Source organism: Luteimonas sp. GW821-FHT14E02 (assembly GCF_058803905.1).
On sequence record NZ_JBXAPK010000003.1, the window covers coordinates 435706 to 452362 of the forward strand.

18 protein-coding genes are annotated in these 16657 nt (G+C 66.1%); 8 read left to right on the plus strand and 10 right to left on the minus strand.

Translation table 11 applies throughout. The annotated features are described in order from the left end of the window. Positions 1 to 54: 54 nt before the first annotated feature. On the minus strand, positions 55 to 1077 hold the full coding sequence (locus AC1RNP_RS07590; RefSeq protein WP_493050650.1) for a LysR family transcriptional regulator: 1023 nt from the start codon (positions 1075 to 1077) through the stop codon (positions 55 to 57). Positions 1078 to 1191: 114 nt separating this feature from the next. Here AC1RNP_RS07590 and AC1RNP_RS07595 point away from each other — a divergent pair, with 114 nt between their 5' ends. Continuing rightward, positions 1192 to 1770, plus strand: coding sequence for an FMN-dependent NADH-azoreductase (locus tag AC1RNP_RS07595; protein ID WP_493050651.1), 579 nt, complete (start codon positions 1192 to 1194; stop codon positions 1768 to 1770). 141 nt (positions 1771 to 1911) lie between these two features. Here AC1RNP_RS07595 and serS read toward each other — a convergent pair whose 3' ends face one another. After that, a complete protein-coding gene (gene serS, locus AC1RNP_RS07600) occupies positions 1912 to 3327 on the minus strand; it encodes a serine--tRNA ligase (RefSeq protein ID WP_493050652.1) in 1416 nt (471 codons plus the stop codon). Between the two features lie 86 nt (positions 3328 to 3413). On the opposite strand from serS, the gene AC1RNP_RS07605 reads away from it, so the two are divergent. After that, positions 3414 to 4046, plus strand: coding sequence for an energy transducer TonB (locus AC1RNP_RS07605; RefSeq protein ID WP_493050653.1), 633 nt, complete (start codon positions 3414 to 3416; stop codon positions 4044 to 4046). Between the two features lie 23 nt (positions 4047 to 4069). Here AC1RNP_RS07605 and AC1RNP_RS07610 read toward each other — a convergent pair whose 3' ends face one another. After that, the gene (locus AC1RNP_RS07610) at positions 4070 to 4324 is read right to left on the minus strand and encodes a hypothetical protein (protein ID WP_493050654.1); all 255 of its coding nucleotides are present in this window, start codon (positions 4322 to 4324) and stop codon (positions 4070 to 4072) included. A gap of 73 nt (positions 4325 to 4397) precedes the next feature. Between AC1RNP_RS07610 and AC1RNP_RS07615 the strand changes: the two genes are divergently transcribed. Continuing rightward, positions 4398 to 4973: an energy transducer TonB gene (locus AC1RNP_RS07615; protein ID WP_493050655.1), complete on the plus strand. Its 576-nt coding sequence runs from the start codon at positions 4398 to 4400 to the stop codon at positions 4971 to 4973. Between the two features lie 119 nt (positions 4974 to 5092). Here the strand turns inward: AC1RNP_RS07615 and aroA are convergent, their stop codons facing one another. From aroA to serC, 4 genes are all read right to left on the minus strand, one after another. Next, the gene (gene aroA, locus AC1RNP_RS07620; RefSeq protein ID WP_493050656.1) at positions 5093 to 6406 is read right to left on the minus strand and encodes a 3-phosphoshikimate 1-carboxyvinyltransferase; all 1314 of its coding nucleotides are present in this window, start codon (positions 6404 to 6406) and stop codon (positions 5093 to 5095) included. Further along, complete coding sequence (hisC, locus tag AC1RNP_RS07625) at positions 6403 to 7578, minus strand: histidinol-phosphate transaminase (RefSeq protein WP_493050657.1); 1176 nt, start codon at positions 7576 to 7578, stop codon at positions 6403 to 6405. The genes aroA and hisC overlap by 4 nt, the downstream gene beginning before the upstream one ends. 41 nt (positions 7579 to 7619) lie before the next feature. Continuing rightward, entirely contained in the window at positions 7620 to 8819 is a 1200-nt protein-coding gene (gene pheA / locus AC1RNP_RS07630; protein WP_493050658.1) for a prephenate dehydratase, read from the minus strand. A 151-nt stretch (positions 8820 to 8970) separates the two neighbouring features. Then, on the minus strand, positions 8971 to 10071 hold the full coding sequence (serC, locus tag AC1RNP_RS07635; protein WP_493050659.1) for a phosphoserine transaminase: 1101 nt from the start codon (positions 10069 to 10071) through the stop codon (positions 8971 to 8973). A gap of 151 nt (positions 10072 to 10222) precedes the next feature. On the opposite strand from serC, the gene msrP reads away from it, so the two are divergent. Beyond that, positions 10223 to 11203 carry a protein-methionine-sulfoxide reductase catalytic subunit MsrP gene (gene msrP / locus AC1RNP_RS07640; protein WP_493050660.1) on the plus strand — a complete coding sequence of 327 codons (981 nt, stop codon included), beginning with the start codon at positions 10223 to 10225 and terminating at the stop codon, positions 11201 to 11203. A gap of 104 nt (positions 11204 to 11307) precedes the next feature. Continuing rightward, positions 11308 to 12033, plus strand: a complete 726-nt coding sequence (gene msrQ, locus AC1RNP_RS07645) for a protein-methionine-sulfoxide reductase heme-binding subunit MsrQ (RefSeq protein ID WP_493050661.1) — start codon at positions 11308 to 11310, stop codon at positions 12031 to 12033. A gap of 11 nt (positions 12034 to 12044) precedes the next feature. On the opposite strand, the gene AC1RNP_RS07650 is transcribed toward msrQ, so the two are convergent. Then, the gene (locus tag AC1RNP_RS07650) at positions 12045 to 12869 is read right to left on the minus strand and encodes an FHA domain-containing protein (protein WP_493050662.1); all 825 of its coding nucleotides are present in this window, start codon (positions 12867 to 12869) and stop codon (positions 12045 to 12047) included. An 89-nt stretch (positions 12870 to 12958) separates the two neighbouring features. On the opposite strand from AC1RNP_RS07650, the gene AC1RNP_RS07655 reads away from it, so the two are divergent. Beyond that, positions 12959 to 13234 (plus strand): polyhydroxyalkanoic acid system family protein, encoded by a 276-nt coding sequence (locus AC1RNP_RS07655; RefSeq protein ID WP_493050663.1) that lies wholly within the window; start codon positions 12959 to 12961, stop codon positions 13232 to 13234. A 215-nt stretch (positions 13235 to 13449) separates the two neighbouring features. Here the strand turns inward: AC1RNP_RS07655 and AC1RNP_RS07660 are convergent, their stop codons facing one another. Further along, complete coding sequence (locus tag AC1RNP_RS07660) at positions 13450 to 14166, minus strand: DUF8198 family protein (RefSeq protein WP_493050664.1); 717 nt, start codon at positions 14164 to 14166, stop codon at positions 13450 to 13452. Positions 14167 to 14260: 94 nt separating this feature from the next. On the opposite strand from AC1RNP_RS07660, the gene AC1RNP_RS07665 reads away from it, so the two are divergent. Continuing rightward, entirely contained in the window at positions 14261 to 15529 is a 1269-nt protein-coding gene (locus tag AC1RNP_RS07665) for a patatin-like phospholipase family protein (protein WP_493050665.1), read from the plus strand. Between the two features lie 112 nt (positions 15530 to 15641). Beyond that, positions 15642 to 16166: a phasin family protein gene (locus tag AC1RNP_RS07670; protein WP_493050666.1), complete on the plus strand. Its 525-nt coding sequence runs from the start codon at positions 15642 to 15644 to the stop codon at positions 16164 to 16166. Positions 16167 to 16452: 286 nt separating this feature from the next. On the opposite strand, the gene AC1RNP_RS07675 is transcribed toward AC1RNP_RS07670, so the two are convergent. Beyond that, positions 16453 to 16657 (minus strand): hypothetical protein (locus AC1RNP_RS07675; RefSeq protein ID WP_493050667.1); only part of this gene is annotated, 205 nt, incomplete at its 5' end.

Below are 16657 nucleotides of genomic sequence, written 5' to 3' on the forward strand. Positions count from 1 at the left end.
GCCTGCGTCGTCCATGTCGGGACCGAGCGGACGGGCTAGCCCGTTCGATGTCCCTCAGCGCATTGTCGCATGCGGCGTGTCGTTCGTCGGCTTGCGCGAGGCACCGTTGCCACCCGCGCCGCTCGTCTTGTTGCTGGAGGACTTGCCCTTGCAGTTCTCGCAGTTCAGGCGCGATTCCTCGATCAGCGGCGGCAGCTTCTCGGCCAGGAAGTCGATGAAGACGCGCACCGCCGGCAGCAGGCCGCGACGCGAGGCGAACACGACATGGGCGATGCCCTGCGGCAGGCGCCAGTCCGGCAACACCACTTCCAGCTCGCCGTTGCGCACGGCATCGGCGCACAGGGTTTCCGGCAGCATGGTGATGCCCAGTCCCTGCTTGGCCAGCGCCATCAGCATCGGGAAATCGAAGCCGGACACGCGTGGCTTGAGTTCAACGCGGCGGATCTCGCCGTCCTTGCCCTGCAGTTCCCAGCGCTGCCGCACCTCGTCCTCGTTCATGGTGAGGGTGACGTGGTCGTGCAGTTCTTCCGGCTGCGTGGGGCGTCCGGCGCGATCGAGGTATTTCGGGCTGGCGACCAGCAGTTCCTGGATCTGCCCGAAGCTGCGCATCACCAGGCTGCCATCGTCATCCAGCTTGGAACGCACGCGCAGGGCGATGTCGAAGCCTTCGTTGATGACATCGACGCGGCGATTGCTCACGTGCATCTGCACCCGCACCTGCGGGTACTTGGCCAGGAATTCCGGCAGCATCTGCGGGATCAGCTGCTGGGCGATCCCGACCGGCACGCTGACCCGTACCACCCCGCGCGGCTCCGCGCTGAGACGGTCGACCACTTCGCGCGCGGCGGTGGCCTCGGCCAGCATCGACTGGGCATGGCGATGCACGCTCTGCCCGACGTCGGTGACCGCGAACCGGCGCGTCGAGCGCTGCAGCAGGCGCACGCCCAGATCGTTCTCGAGCTGGCTGATGCGCCGGCTCAGGCGCGACTTCGGAATGCCCAGCGTGCGCTCGGCCGCGGCGAAACCGCCGTGGTCGACGACCATGGCGAAGTAATAGAGATCATTGAGGTCTTGCATGGGGTTTGCTCCAAAAACGGAACGATCCGTGATATTTAATCACCTTTATTCCACACACGCAACAACATAAGTTGACCTCCGTCACGGCATCCGCCGTCCATTTCCGGAGGTCCCATGAAGCTCCTGCACATCGATTCCAGCGCCCTCGGCGCCAATTCCGTCACCCGCCAGCTGACTGCCGCCGTCGTCGCGGAGGCGCGCAAGCGCGACCGCGATCTCGTGGTCGAATACCGCGACCTCGAGGCCGAGCCGATCTGTCATCTGAGCGGGGAATCCTTCACCGGTGCCGATGCGGGCGAACGGGCCGACGCGGAACGCACGATGCAGCAGTTCCTGGAAGCCGATGTGATCGTCGTCGGCGCGCCGATGTACAACTTCACCATCCCCTCGAAGCTGAAGGCGTGGATCGACCGCATCGCGGTCGCCGGCAAGACCTTCCGCTACACCGAATCCGGGCCGGTCGGCCTGGCCGGCGACAAGCGCGTGGTCGTGGCGATCGGGTCCGGCGGCGTGCATGCCGGCGGCCCGAACGACTTCATCGAGCCGTATCTGCGCACCCTGTTCGGCTTCCTGGGCGTCACCCAGATCGAATTCGTGCGCGCCGAAGGCGTCGCCATGTCCCCGCAGCACCGCAGCCAGGCCATCGGTCGCGCCTTGGCCGAAGTGTCGGAGCGTTGCGCAGCGGCAGCCTGACCTACGTCTCCTCCCCCTGCCTGCAGGGAGGGGCTGGAAGGGAGTTGCGAGGCACGAGCGCCGAGCTTTCACGCGGAAAAGCCCACCCGAGCCCCAACTGCTTGGGCGACTTCGATTCCTCCATTCGGAGGGAAGAGAATTTCAGGCGATGCGCTCAAGACCGCCCATGTACGGTCGCAGCGCCGCTGGCACTTCAATGCTGCCGTCGGCCTGCTGGTAGTTCTCCATCACCGCGATCAAGGCGCGGCCGACGGCGACGCCGGAACCGTTGAGCGTATGCACGAGTTCCGGCTTGCCGCTGGCGGGATTGCGCCAGCGCGCCTGCATGCGGCGCGCCTGGAAGTCGTCGCAGTTGGAGCACGAGGAGATTTCGCGGTAGGCGCCTTTCCCATCCTCGCCTTGCGACGGCAGCCAGACTTCGAGGTCATAGGTCTTGCGCGCCGCGAAGCCCATGTCGCCGGTGCACAGCAGCATGCGGCGGTATGGCAGGCCGAGCTTTTCCAGCACGACTTCGGCGCAGCGCGTCATGCGCTCGTGCTCGGCATCGCTGTCCTCAGGCTTTGCAATCGTTACCAACTCGACCTTCTCGAACTGGTGCTGGCGGATCATGCCGCGCGTGTCACGGCCGTGGCTGCCGGCCTCGGCGCGGAAGCACATCGAATGCGCGGTCATGCGCAGCGGCAGACGCTCGGCCTCGATGATCTCGTCGCGAACGATGTTGGTGAGCGGAACTTCGCTGGTCGGAATGAGATAACGATCCTTGTGCGTATCCACGATCCTGTTCAGGACATGCAGCGCGGCGATCTCGTTTTTTTCCACCTGCTTCTTCAGATTTTCCCAGTCATCGAAGTCCGCGACATGCTTAGCGCCGGTTGTTTCGTCCGGAAGCTTGAACGTGGCGAACAAATCTTCCTCGAACTTCGGCAACTGTCCCGTGCCGCGCATCGAATCGGCATTGACCAGCAGCGGCACGTTGGTTTCTTCGTAGCCGTGCTCGTTCGTGTGCAGATCGAGCATGAACTGCGCCAGCGCGCGATGCAGCCGCGCCAGTTGCCCGCGCAGCACGGTGAAACGCGCGCCGCTGAGCTTGGCCGCGGTGTCGCCGTCGAGCCAGCCGTTGCGGGTGCCGAGTTCGACGTGATCCTTCACTTCGAAATCGAACACGCGCGGCGTGCCCCAGCGGCTCTGCTCAACGTTGTCGTGCTCGTCCTTGCCCGCCGGTACCGAGTCGTCCGGCAGATTGGGAATGCCGAGCGCGATCGCATCGAGTTCGGCACGGATGCGCTCCAACTCCACTTCCGAGGCCTTGAGCTCATCGCCAAAACCAGCCACTTCGGCCATCAGCGCCGACACGTCCTCGCCCTTGGCCTTGGCCTGGCCGATCGCCTTGCTGCGGGTGTTGCGCAGGTTCTGCAATTCCTGTGTGCGCACTTGGATGCGCTTGCGCTCGGCTTCCAGCGCCTGCAGGGACCCGGCGTCGAGCTCGAAACCACGCGAGGCGCGCAGGCGCTCGGCAAGTGCGGCGGGATCTTGGCGCAGAAGGACGGGATCGAGCATGACGAACCGGAGCAGTGGACGAGAGCCGGCGATTATCGCGTGTCAGAGCCCGGATTGGGGCATTGCGGCTGTGCCAGAATGCGGAAATGTCTACGTCCCGCCTCGCTCGCTTCGCTCCCACCCGCCGTGCCTGGCTCGGCATCGGCATCGCCTTCCTCGCCGGATTGCTGCTGTTCCTGCTGATCTGGGCGAGACAGCGCAACGAATACGACTTCTACCGCGTCGACGGCGCCACGCAGAGCACGGAAGGCCACCAGTTCGAGCCGCTGCCCGTGCCCGATACCGATGCGCCCGGCAGCACCGGTGCGCCCGCGGCGAACGAAGAGGAATCCGGCGAGGAGGCCCGCATCGTCGAGGAAACGCCGGCCCCGCCGCCGCCGCGCGAGTCACTGCCACCTCCCGTTCCCCGCCCCGCCGCTCCGGGCACCGCGACGGCGGGCGCGGCGGACACGACGCCCGTCCCCGTCTCCAGTCCGGCGCCGCACTATCCGCGCGACGCCCTGCGCCGCGGAGAATCCGGCGAAGCGCTGCTGCGCATCCACGTCGGCGCTGACGGCGTGCCGGGTGACATCGACCTGGTCCGCAGCAGCGGCTCGCGCTCGCTCGATCGCGCCGCGACCGATGCCGTGCGCAAGTGGCGTTTCCAGCCCGCGCGTCGTGGCGGGCAGCCGATTCCCGGCGAGGTGCAGGTGCCGATCGCTTTCAACAGCGTGCAATAGCACGGGAAAGTTCGGACGCTGATTCAGCATTTCATTGCTTGGATCGAGCATGAAGTTTCAGAGCGCCCGACAACGATCGTGGCTCCGGCGAAAGCCAGGTTTTTAACAGCCGGATGGCTGGTCCTCCGGCTTTTCTGAACGTCGTGCATTTGCTGAACGAAAGGCTGGATTCCGGCTTTCGCCGGAATGACGACGGAAGGCGCACCGCGCGGCCGCGCGCGTTCGCATAGCAGCAGCTGAACGCAGTTCTCGCGCATAACGGAACCGAAACGATCCATGTGGAACCCTCTCCATGTTGTCCAGGGAGGCGCCGGCGTGCTCGCGTCTCCTGCAAGAGAAGGAGTCACCGCCATGTCGGATCCCTACCGGCGCCCCAACGATTCGCCGCTGCTTGAAGAGGAACCGAACAGAAGCGTCAGTCCGTTGATCTGGATCCTGTTGCTGATCGCGCTGATCGCGTTCGCCTGGTACTTCTACAACCAACGCAACGCCGCGGTGGGTCGGCTCGACGCGGTCCCTCCGAATACCGGCAGCACGCTCGTGGAGCCGGATACGAAGGAACAGGACGCCAGGTCGCCCGTGGCGGAGGGCACGAAAGCGGCTCCGTCGAAGTCGACGCCGCAGGTCGCCAAATCCACTCTCAAGCGCCGCGACCGCGATGTCTCCCTGGTCGGCCGCCCGCGCATCGACTATCCACGTGATGCCTTCCGCGCCGGCGAGGAAGGCACGGTGATGGTGGTGGCCCATATCGATGCGGCGGGCCGGGTCAGCAGCGTGCGGCTCGCGCAGCGCAGCGGTTCGCGCGCGCTCGACCGCGCGGCGATGAGCGAAATCCGCCGCTGGAAATTCAAGCCGGCGATGAAGGACGGCAGGACAGTCGCCTCCAGCGTGCGGGTGCCAGTCGACTATCGGCTGAGTACGCAGTAGTTCCCCGTCATTCCCGCGAAGGCGGGAATCCAGTGCCTTTCGTCCCCTATCCGGTTACTGACAGCAAAGTCACTGGATTCCCGCCTTCGCGGGAATGACGAGCAACAGCAGAGCGGCGCTCAGATCGCGCGCAGACCGAACCCGGTCTCGCGCGCGAGCGCATCGAATCCCGGAAACGATGTCGCCACGTTGGCAACGTCGTCGATCCGCACCTCACCGGTCGCGAGCTGCCCCGCCACTGCGAAGGACATGGCGATGCGGTGATCGCCGCGACTGTCGATCCGCCCGCCACGCAGCGCACCGCCCTGGATGATCGCGCCATCGGGCGTTTCCTCCACCGCGACGCCGAGCGCCTGCAGGCCCGTCGCCATCGCGGCGAGACGATCGGATTCCTTCACCCGCAATTCGGCGGCGCCGCGGATCACCGTCGTGCCTTCGGCACAAGCGGCGGCCACCATCAGCGCCGGGAACTCGTCGATCATGTCCGGCACCAGTTCCACCGGCACCTCGATTCCGCGCAACGGCGCGTGACGCACGACGAGATCGGCGACCGCCTCGCCGGCATGCACGCCAGCATTTTCCTCGCGGATATCGGCTCCCATCGCGCGCAACGCCGCCAACAGCCCGGTGCGACGCGGATTGAGGCCGACGGCGCGCAGACGCAATTCGGAACCGGGAATGAGGCTGGCCGCCACCAGGAAAAATGCCGCGGAAGAGAAATCCGCCGGCACCGAGACATCATGCGCGCGCAGGCGCTGCCCGCCACGCAGGCGCGCATACCCGGGCGCGTACTCGATCTCCACGCCGAACGCCGACAGCATGCGCTCGGTGTAATCACGCGTGGGATGCGGCTCGCGCACGCTCGTCTCGCCTTCGGCGTACAGACCGGCCAGCAGCACCGCGGACTTGACCTGCGCGCTGGCGACCTCGCTCGCGAAGTCGATTCCGTGCAATCGCCTGCCTCCACGGATGCGAAGCGGTGGCAGACCTCCGGTCTCGGCGTCGAATTGCGCGCCCATTTGCGTCAGGGGATCGATCACGCGCCGCATCGGCCGCTTCGACAGCGAGGCATCGCCGATCAGCACGCTGTCGAAACGCTGCCCCGCGAGCAGCCCCGCCAGCAGACGCATGCCGGTGCCGGCGTTGCCGCAATCCAGCGCCTCCGTGTGCGCCTGCAGGCCATCGACACCCACGCCATGCACGATGCGCGTGGACGGTGATGGCGTTTCGATGCGCACGCCGAGCCTGGCGAAGATCGCGGCGGTGGCGCGCGTGTCCTCGCCTTCCAGGAAACCTTCGACTTTGGAAACGCCGTCCGCGATCGCGCCCAGCATCACCGCGCGATGCGAGATCGACTTGTCACCAGGCACCGTCGCCGCACCCTGCAAGGCCGCGCCCGTGGCTGCGACCCAGGATTGCCCGCCTCCGCTCATGCCGCGGCGCCCGCGATGCGATCGAGCGCGGCCAGCAGACCGCGATTCTCGTTCTCGTCGCCCACGCTGATGCGCAGATGCCCAGGCAGGCCGTAGCCGCCCATCGGACGCAGCACGACGCCGGCTTCGCGCAGCGCGGCCTCGATCGCGACCGTGGCCGCGCCGAATTCGACCAGCAGGAAGTTCGTCTGCGACGGCGATACCCGCCAGCCGCGCTCGCGCAGGGCTTCGGCGAGGCGTTCGCGTTGTTCGGCGTTGCGCGCGAGTGTCGCGCGCAGGTAGGCCTCGTCGCCGAGCGCCGCTTCCGCCGCCGCGAGTGCCACGTTGTTGATGTTGAAACTCTCGCGCATGCGCTCGAGGATGGCGATCAGTTCCGGATGCCCGATCGCATACCCGACCCGCAGCCCCGCCAAGGCATAGGCCTTGCTGAAGGTGCGGGTCACGATAAGGTTGCGATGCTTCCCCAGCAGCGCGAGCGCGCTCGCGTAGTCGGGCGCGTCGGCACACTCGGCGTAGGCCTCGTCCACCACCACGAGGGTGCGCTCCGGCACGGCGGCGATGAAGCGTTCGAAGGCCTCGGCCGCATACCAGGTGCCGGTCGGGTTGTTCGGATTGGCGACGTACAGCAGGCGCGTATCCGGTGTGACCGCGGCCAGGAGCGCATCGAGGTCGTGGCCGTGCGGCATCGCGTCGTCGGCCGGTAGCGCCGGCACGATCAGCGGGTTCGCACCGGCCGCGCGCGCGGCGATCGAGAACACGGCGAAGCCGTACTGCGGCAGCACCACGTCGACACCCGGCCCGGCGAACACCTGCGCGAGATGCATGAGCAATTCGTGGGAGCCGTTGCCGAGCGAGATTTGCGACGGGTCGACGCCATGCGCCGCAGCCAGTGCACGCTTGAGATCGCCACCGCGCGGATCGGGATAGCGGTACATCTCGTCGATCGCCGTCAGCGCCGCCTCACGCGCGCGCGGGCTCGGGCCGTAGGGATTCTCGTTGGAACCGAGTTCGATCAGCCTATCCTGCAGCGTCTGCTGCGGCGTGCGCTGCGCGAATTCGCGGCGCAGCGCCACCAAGTCATGGCCCGGGTCGTAAGCGCGCAGATCGCGGATCGCGGGACGTGCCAGGCTCGCGAAAAATGCGCGATCGTCGGCCGCCGTCTCGAAGTTCATCGTCTCAGGATCCGCCGTGCCGGACTGCCGTGGCTGCGCGCTCACGGCACCGCGACCGGGTAGGAACCGAGCACGCGCACGTCACCGGCGAAACGATCGATCTCGGACAGCGCATCCTTCAGCGGCGACTCCTCGGCATGGCCGCTGACATCGATGAAGAACGCGTACTGCCACAGCGCGCCGTGATCGGGACGCGACTCGATGCGGTTCATGCTGATGTTGCGGCGCGCCAGCGGCTCCAGGATCTTGTAGAGCGCGCCGGGCTGGTCGCGGATGAACACCAGCAGCGAGGTGCGGTCGTTGCCGGACGGCGGGAAGGTGTTGCGGCCGATCACCAGGAAGCGCGTGGTGTTGTCGCTATGGTCCTCGATCGGACCGGCGATGACCTTCAAACCATAGACGTGCGCGGCGTTCTCGCTGGCGATGGCGGCGGCATCGTCGGCATTGCGCGCGCGGCGCGCGGCGTCGGCGTTGCTGACCACGGCCTCTTTCTGCACCTTCGGCAGGTTGCGGCGCAGCCAGCCGCCGCACTGGGCCAGCGACAGGCGATGCGAGTACACGCGCTCGATGTCTTCGATGTGGCCGCTGCGCGACATCAGGTACTGGTGCACGCGCAACTCGACTTCGCCGCAGATGTTCAGCGGCGAGGTCAAGAACAGATCGAGCGTGGACTGGATCGTGCCCTGGCTGGAATTCTCCACGGGCACCACGCCGAAATCGGCGGCGCCGGAGGCCACTTCGTTGAACACCTCCTCCACGCTCGACAGCGGCAGCCCCTTGGCGGAATGGCCGAAGTGCTTGTACACCGCCTGCTGCGAGAACGTGCCTTCGGGCCCGAGGTAGCCGATCTTGAGCGGCTCCTGCTGCGCGAGGCAGGCCGACATGATCTCGCGGAACAGGCGCACCAGCACTTCGTCCGACAACGGCCCGTCGTTGCGATCCACCACGCGGCGCAGCACCTGCGCCTCGCGCTCTGGACGGTAGTACTCGACCGCGGCGGCGAGCTTGCCCTTGGCCTTGCCCACCTGTTGCGCGAACTGCGCGCGCTCGGCGATCAGGGCCTGGATCCGATGGTCGATGCCATCGATCTGGGCGCGGACGGCGAGCAGATCGGGCTTGGCCGTTTCCGGCGGGCTTACGACAGCTGCGTCCTTCTGCTTCTTGGTCGCAGACTTTTTCGCAGCCGGTTTTTTGGCTAGCGCCTTCGCGGAGGATTTGGTTTTTTTTAGTTTATCGGCCATGGATTTTTTGACGCTGAAATTGATGCTGGTGGCTGGTTAGGCTGCCGTCCATGGCGCTATTTTCATGGCATGCGGGTCGTCCGGCCCGGCCATCCATGGCCGGGCGTTCACCGGGGGCGGCGCGGCATGCCGCGCCAAGCTTGCCCCCGGCTCACCCATGACGTTCTTGGAAATCCTTCATGAAAGCGGCGAGCACGCGAACACCTTCGACCGGCATCGCGTTGTAGATCGAGGCGCGCATGCCGCCCAGCACCTTGTGGCCTTTCAGCGAGATCAGGCCGGCGCTCTTGGCCTCGACCAGGAACTTGTCGTTGAGCGATTCATCGCGCAGGAAGAACGGCACGTTCATGCGCGAACGCACCGCGGGATCGACATCGTTGCGGTAGAAGCCGCCGGACGCGTCGATCGTCGTGTACAGCAGCCGCGACTTCTCCTCGCTGCGGCGCGCGAACTCCTCCACCCCGCCCTCGGCCAGCATCCACTTGAAGACCAATCCGGCCAGATACCAGTTGTAGCTCGGCGGCGTGTTGAGCATCGACTCCGCCTGCAGGTGCGAGGCGTAGTTGAAGATATTGGCGCGCGGCTGGCCGGCGCGTTCGAGCAGGTCGCGTCGCACGATCAGCACGCTCACGCCCACGGGACCGAGGTTCTTCTGCGCACCGCCGTAGATCAGGCCGTAGCGCGTGATGTCGATCGGTTCGGAGGCGATGCTGGAGCTGAAGTCGGCGAACAGCGGCACATCACCGACATCCGGTGGCGTCTCTCCCCAGGCGGGGCGGAATTCCACGCCATGGATCGTTTCGTTGGCGGTGATGTGGACGTAGGCGGCGTCCTTCGACAAGCGCCAGGTCTCGCGCGCCGGAATGGTGCGGAAACCGCCCTCTTCGCCGCTCGCGGCGATGTTGATGTCGACGTAGGGCGTCACCTGCTTCAGCGCGGTCTTGCCCCAGTGCCCAGTGACGACGTAGTCGGCCTTCTGCCCGGGCGAGGCGAAGTTCAGCGCGATCAGCGCCTGCTGCGTGGTGGCGCCACCGGCCAGGAACAGGACGGCGTAGTCGTCGGGGATCGTCAGCAGACGGCGCAGGTCGGCCTCGGCCTCGCGCGCCACTTCGAGGAACTCCGGGCCGCGATGGCTCAGCTCCACGATCGAGGCGCCGGCATCGCGCCATTCCAGCAGTTCTTCCTGCGCCGTTTTCAGGACCGCTTCAGGCAGCGCCGCCGGACCGGCGGCGAAATTGTAGGCGCGCGACATCGATGAGGGTCCTTGAATCTTGCGGTTGATCCGCTGGTGGCGTGGCCGGGTAGTATGCCGCAGCGCAGCAGGGCTGCCGCAATGGTTTTCCGCGCAACTTTTTGCCCGGGTCGTGCCTCTATCATGCATAGAGACTGTCGGAGCACCTTTCATGTCCCCCAAGAACGTCCTGCGCGACGCCCTCCGCATCCCGGCCGCGGAAGTGACCGACGAAACTGTCTACCACCAGCGCCGCCGGTTGCTGACCGCATTGGTGGGCACCCCGGCACTCGCGCTCAGCGCCTGCTCGCGCGCGGAACCGCCGGCACCGCCGAAAGCCGCCATCACGCCGGCACAGGCCAAGTCCGGCTTCCGCACGGACGAGGAACTCACCCGCTACCAGGACGTCACCAGCTACAACAATTTCTACGAATTCGGCACCGGCAAGAACGACCCCTCGCGCGCGCCGCGCACGTTGCGCACCTCGCCGTGGTCGGTAACCGTGGGCGGTGAATGCGCCAAGCCCGGCAGGATTTCGCTGGAAGACCTGCTCAAGGGCCTGAAGCCCGAAGAACGCATCTACCGCATGCGCTGCGTGGAAGGCTGGTCGATGGTGATCCCCTGGCTGGGCGTGCCATTGGCCGACGTGCTGAAGAGATTCGAACCGACCTCGAAGGCGAAGTACGTCGCCTTCACCTCGCTGGCCGATCCGAAGCAGATGCCGGAGGTGCGTTACCGTTCGATCAACTGGCCGTATCGCGAAGGCCTGCGCATCGACGAGGCCATGCATCCGCTCACGATCCTCGCCACCGGCCTGTACGGCAAGGCCTTGCCGCAACAGAACGGCGCGCCGCTGCGGCTGGTGGTGCCATGGAAATACGGCTTCAAGGGCATCAAGTCGATCATCGAGATCAACTTCGTCGAGAAGATGCCGGAAACCGCCTGGCACGACCTGCAGCCGTCGGAATATGGCTTCTTCAGCAACGTCAATCCGAACGTCGACCACCCGCGCTGGAGCCAGAAGACCGAGCGCCGCATCGCCGGCAAGACCGGCAACCTGTTCGCGGAGCGGATTCCCACCCGCCTCTTCAACGGCTACGCGCCGCAGGTCGCCTCGATGTACGCGGGCCTGGATTTGAAGAAGTGGTTCTGATGTTTAGCTTTCCTTCTCCCTCTGGGAGATCGAAGCCGCTTCCAGCGGCTGAGGGGCGCGAAGCGCCGGATGAGGGCGGGAAATGACATGCTAGAGAACGTTCCATGACGCCGACCTCTCCCGCCCTCATCCGCCCCTCCGGGGCACCTTCTCCCCGGGGGAGAAGGGACAGCAAGATCATCGCCGCCAAGACCGCCGTCCATCTCGCCGCGCTGACGCCGCTGGCGATCCTCGCCTGGCAGTTCTGGAGCGTCTACAGCACGGGAAGCGATGCCCTCGGCGCCGATCCGGTCGCCGAGATCGAGCATCGCCTCGGCTTGTGGGCGCTGCGCTTCCTGATGATCGCCCTGGCGATCACGCCGCTGCGCCAGCTGACCAGGCAGACCGTGCTGATCCGCTTCCGCCGCATGCTCGGCCTGTATGCGTTCGCCTACGCCACCCTGCACTTCTCGGCTTATCTGTTCCTGGACCTGCGCAACTACTGGACGCAGATCTTCGAGGATATCGCCAAGCGCCCCTACATCACCGTCGGCTTCGCCGCCTGGCTGCTGCTGTTGCCGCTGGCGATCACCTCGACCAAGGGCTGGATCAAGCGCCTGGGCCGCAACTGGGGGCGCCTGCACAAGCTGGTCTACGTCATCGGCGTGCTGGCCGTGCTGCACTTCTGGTGGCTGGTGAAGTCCGACATCCGCGAGCCGCTGCTGTACGCGGCGATCCTGGCCGTGCTGCTGGGGTGGCGCGGATGGAAATGGGTGCAAAAATCGCGCGCTTCGCGCCCTGTCGTTGCCCGTCCCAGCCGTGTTGACGACGCGGCCCCGGCGCGGGAATGACCGGCGAAAAATTAGCCGCTGCCGAACAACAGTAGCAGCGCCAGCAATCCCGCCAGCACCAGCGCCGCCAGCAGCAGCCATGGCAGACGCCACGCCGTCGAGCGGCCCTTCCCCGCATCGGCCGGGGTTTCGAGTTCGAAGATGTGCTCATCGACCGGCGTCAGCCGGGTCTCGCGTTCCGCCCGCCGCAATGCCGGCGCCTCCACCACGAAGCGATGGTGGGCGTCGAAGACGATCTGATCGCCCGGCTGCAGCCAGGCGTTGCGCACCGATTCGCCGTTGACCACGCTGCCGTCCACCGAACCGAGATCGCGCAGGATGATGCGGTCGCCCACCAATTCCAGGCGCGCATGACGATCGGCGAAGGCCGGATCGTCGATGCGGATGTCCGCTTCCTCGGTGCGCCCGACCAGGCGCGAGCGCTCCAGCGTGAAACTGCGTCCGTGGTACTGCCCGCCGACGCCGCGCAACAGCACGCGCGTTCCGTCGGCGATGTCCACATCGCCCGCATCCTTCGGCAGCTTCTCGGGCACCTGCGGCGGCTGCGCGCCCACCAGCCGCATCTCGATGCCGTCGACGTAGACCGCATCGCCCACGCGCAGCATGGCCATGCGACGGATCTCACGCCCGTTGACGTGCACGCCACGCACGCCGTCGGCCACCGTCAGCCAGACGCCGCGGCGGTCCACGAAGAATCGCACCAGCGGTGCCTGCGCTTCATCCAGCAGGCCAAGGGTGTCGGCGCGGCCGTTCGCACGGCCGATGCCATGCATGCCGGCGCCGAGCATCAGCTCGGGCTGGTCGCGGCCGACGAAGCGCAGTTTCAGGGGATCCATGCGGCGGCAATCTACCATGGCCGTCCAGGCTTGGAGCCGACGCGCACACGCCGCAGAATACGCCCCACCTACGCAGCACGGAGCCACGCATGGCCGGTATCGACATCCGACACAAACATTCCATGCCCCACGCCAAGGCGCGCAAGGCCGTGGAGGACGTGGCGAAGAAGCTCGCCGACCGCTTCGACTTCGAATACGGCTGGGACGGCGACACCATGAACTTCACGCGCAGCGGCGTCGACGGCAAGATCGCGCTGACGGCGAAGCAGCTGCATGTCACCGCCAAGCTCGGGTTCCTGCTTTCGGCGTTGCAGGGCACGGTAGAGAAGGAAATCCGGCGCGTGCTTGATGAGAAGTTCTCTTGAGCGCCCGTTCAAATCTTGACTGAAAAGCAGATTTGTCCGCGAGGAACGCTACGCAAAGAACGCAAAAAATCCGATGATCAGACAGTCATCGTTGTGAACCTCTGAATAACTCAAATCGTCATCCCGGCTAAAGCCGGGATGACGAATCTCAGAGCTTCTTTTGCATTTTTTGCGTCTTTTGCGGACTGCTTTGAAGATTTGAACAGCCCCTGTCATCAACCGAACAAAAACGGATCATCCTCCCCCTCGAACAACCGCCGCGACACCTCCCGCTCGTCACGCTCGATCTCGGCCACGAACTTGTCGGGATTCCCCAACGCCTCGAACGCGGCGTAGCCGCGCTCCAGAAACCCCTGCAATTCACTGAGCCCCGCCAGCTTGGCCGGTCCGCGCGAGAACGCCAGCAACGCCGACACACCCGGCATCTTCAGGGCGCGCCCGAACCCGGCGCCCACACTGCGGATCAGCGCGATCTGCCGCGCCCGCAACCGCGGCAGGCCGATCTCGCGATACGCCTCCGCGTACAGCGCCTCGTCCAGCCGCTTCCGGCGCGGCGCCAGCGCCTGCAACGCTTCGGCCATGCGCAGATCGAGCGCATGCGACAGCACGCCCAGCTCCATCGCATCGGCCACCGTCTCCAGCAGCCGCTTGGGCAGCAGCCGCTGCATCATCGGCAGCACCCGCGCGATGTCGGCGTCGCGGCGGGTGAAGTCGCGGTCGCCGTAGACGTCGGTAAGGAAGAATTCGGCGGCCGGCCGGCGCTTGGGATCGGCCAGGAAGCGCTGGAAACTGCGTTTCAGGCGTTCAGCCTGCCAGCGCCGCAATTCAGGCAGCCAGGGCGACTTGTTGCGCGGCTCCCGCTTGGGATCCTGCAGCCACTGGTGCCAGGCGAGCCGGCGCGCGATTCGGGCGGCTAGGGGCGATCGGGCCATGGTGCTTATCATCCATGCTACCGGTACCCAAGGCGAGCCGGTTTATCCCGGCGGATCGGCTAAACTCCGCCATCCCCGGAACGTGACGGTCCGCATGCTTTCACTCCATACGGCGCAGCGACGCGCCCCTTCCCGCAAGCGCCAGCCGGCCAGGATCGGCCTGGCCATCGCAGGCGGCGGCCCGATCGGGGGCATGTACGAACTCGGCGCACTGCGCGCCCTCGACGAGGCGTTCGAAGGCCTCGACATCAATGACCTCGACGGCTACGTCGGCGTCAGCAGCGGCGCGTTCCTGGCCGCCGGGCTTGCCAACCGCATCACCACCGACGAGATGTGCCGGGTCTTCATCACCGGCGACAGCCACGACATCCAGTTCCGCCCGGAAACCTTCCTGCGCCCGGCGCTCTACGAATACCTGCAGCGCGCCGCCAGCCTGCCGCGCCTGACCATCGACTGGTGGCGCGGCCTGCTGCTCGATCCGCGCAACGCGCGCTGGTCCGACATCATCGAACGCTTCGGCGGCCTGGTCCCGACCGGACTGTTCGACAACACCGAAGTCGAACGCTTCATGCGCGGCGTGTTCAACCGCCGCGGCCGCAGCAACGATTTCCGCGAACTGCCCAACAAGCTGTTCGTCGTCGCCGTCGAACTCGACAACGGCGAACCCGTGGTCTTCGGCAGCGAAGGCTGGGACGACGTGCCGATCTCGCAGGCGGTACAGGCCAGCGCCGCCCTGCCCGGCCTGTATCCGCCGGTGGAGCTGCGCGGGCGCCACTACGTCGACGGCGCCCTGCGCCGCACCCTGCATGCCTCGGTGCTGCTGGAGCGCGGCATCGACCTGCTGATCGGCATCAATCCGCTGGTGCCCTTCAACAGCAGCGGCAACGGCGCGAAGAACGCCATGCACAACCGCCTGGCCGAGGGCGGCCTGCCGGCGGTGCTCTCGCAGACCTTCCGCAGCCTGCTGCAATCACGCATGCAGGTCGGTCTGGCGAAGTACACGCAGCAGTATCCCGACGTCGACCAGCTCGTGTTCGAAGCCAATTCCGACGACGGCGAACTGTTCCACACCAACCTCTTCAGCTTCGCCTCGCGCCGCCGCGTCTGCCAGCAGGCCTATCGCCACACGCTGGAGGAACTGCGCCGGCGCGCCGACGAATTGCGCCCAGCGCTGGCCGCGCACGGCATCCGCCTGCGCGATGAGGTCCTCGACGATCCCCATCGCACCATCCTGAGCGGGTTGGCGCCATTGCCGCCGCGTGGCACCGAAACCACCGCCAGGCTGCGCCGCGCCCTGGAAGACACCGAGCGCGTCATCGCCAAGCGTTCGCACCAGCGCCGCAGCCGGCGTTTGTCCGCATAACCCGCCGACGGGCGTTTCGGTGCCCGAGCACGCCTTGCGTGCTGGTCGTGTGAATGCTCTAGATAAGACGCGGACGATGCACGCAAACGCATAAGAGCGCCCGGGAGGGCACATGGCCAAGTTCAAGAAAACCGCAAGCAAGAAGACCGCCTCCAGCAAGCCTGACCTGCAGGCCCAGGCCGACAAGCTGTCCAAGTCGCTGAGCGAATCCGCGCAGCAGATCTGGCACGCCGGCGTCGGCGCCTTCGCCCGCGCGCAGGCCGAGGGCGGCAAGCTGTTCGAAACCCTGGTCAAGGAAGGCCTCAACCTCGAGCAGACCGCGCGCAAGATCGCCGGCGGCCGCGCCGATGTGGTCCGCGATGCCGTCGAACAGCGCGTCGAGCAGGCCCGCGGCCGCGCCACCGACACCTGGGACCGCCTGGAAAAGGTGTTCGAGGATCGCGTGCAGCGCGCACTCACCAAGCTCGGCGTGCCGGGCCGTGACGATCTCACCGATCTGAGCAAGCGCGTCGAGGCGCTGACCGCCGAACTGCGTCGTCAGGGTCCGGCGTCGCGCAAGTCCACGGCCGCCAAGGCGCCGGCCAAGAAAGCCGTTCGCAAGTCGGCGAAGAAGGCGACCGCCAAGCGCGCGCGCTGATCTGAATTCGACAAAGCCCAACGCCGGCTGATCCTGGGACTTGATCCTGTAGGATTCCCCGGTAAAGATGTAGCGGTAAACGTTTTCGCCCGCCAACCCATCAGAAGACCGTATGCTCCCTCCCCTTACGGCTTCGGGTTGGCGGGCTTCTGCTTTCTGGGGCTGATGTTTTGCCTTTTGGGAGTGAGTGTTTGACTGGCTCGCTATTTCCGCGTGGGCGGAAATCCATGTCCCTGTCCGTTGTCCCGGCGCAAGCTGGGATCTATTTTGCTGTTGCTTCTGCTTGTCATTCCCGCGAAGGCGGGGGTTTCACAGCCGGATGGCTGGTCATCCAGCTGTTCGCTTGATCGTCGTCCCAGCGAAAGCTGGGATCCATTTGGGTTTTGCTGTTGTTGTTGCTTGTGAAGAGCAAGAGCGTTTCGTCCGCTGCGCGGCCGAGTTCATTTCTTTTGATAAGCGTCAAAAGAAACGAACCAAAGAAAAACGCTTTT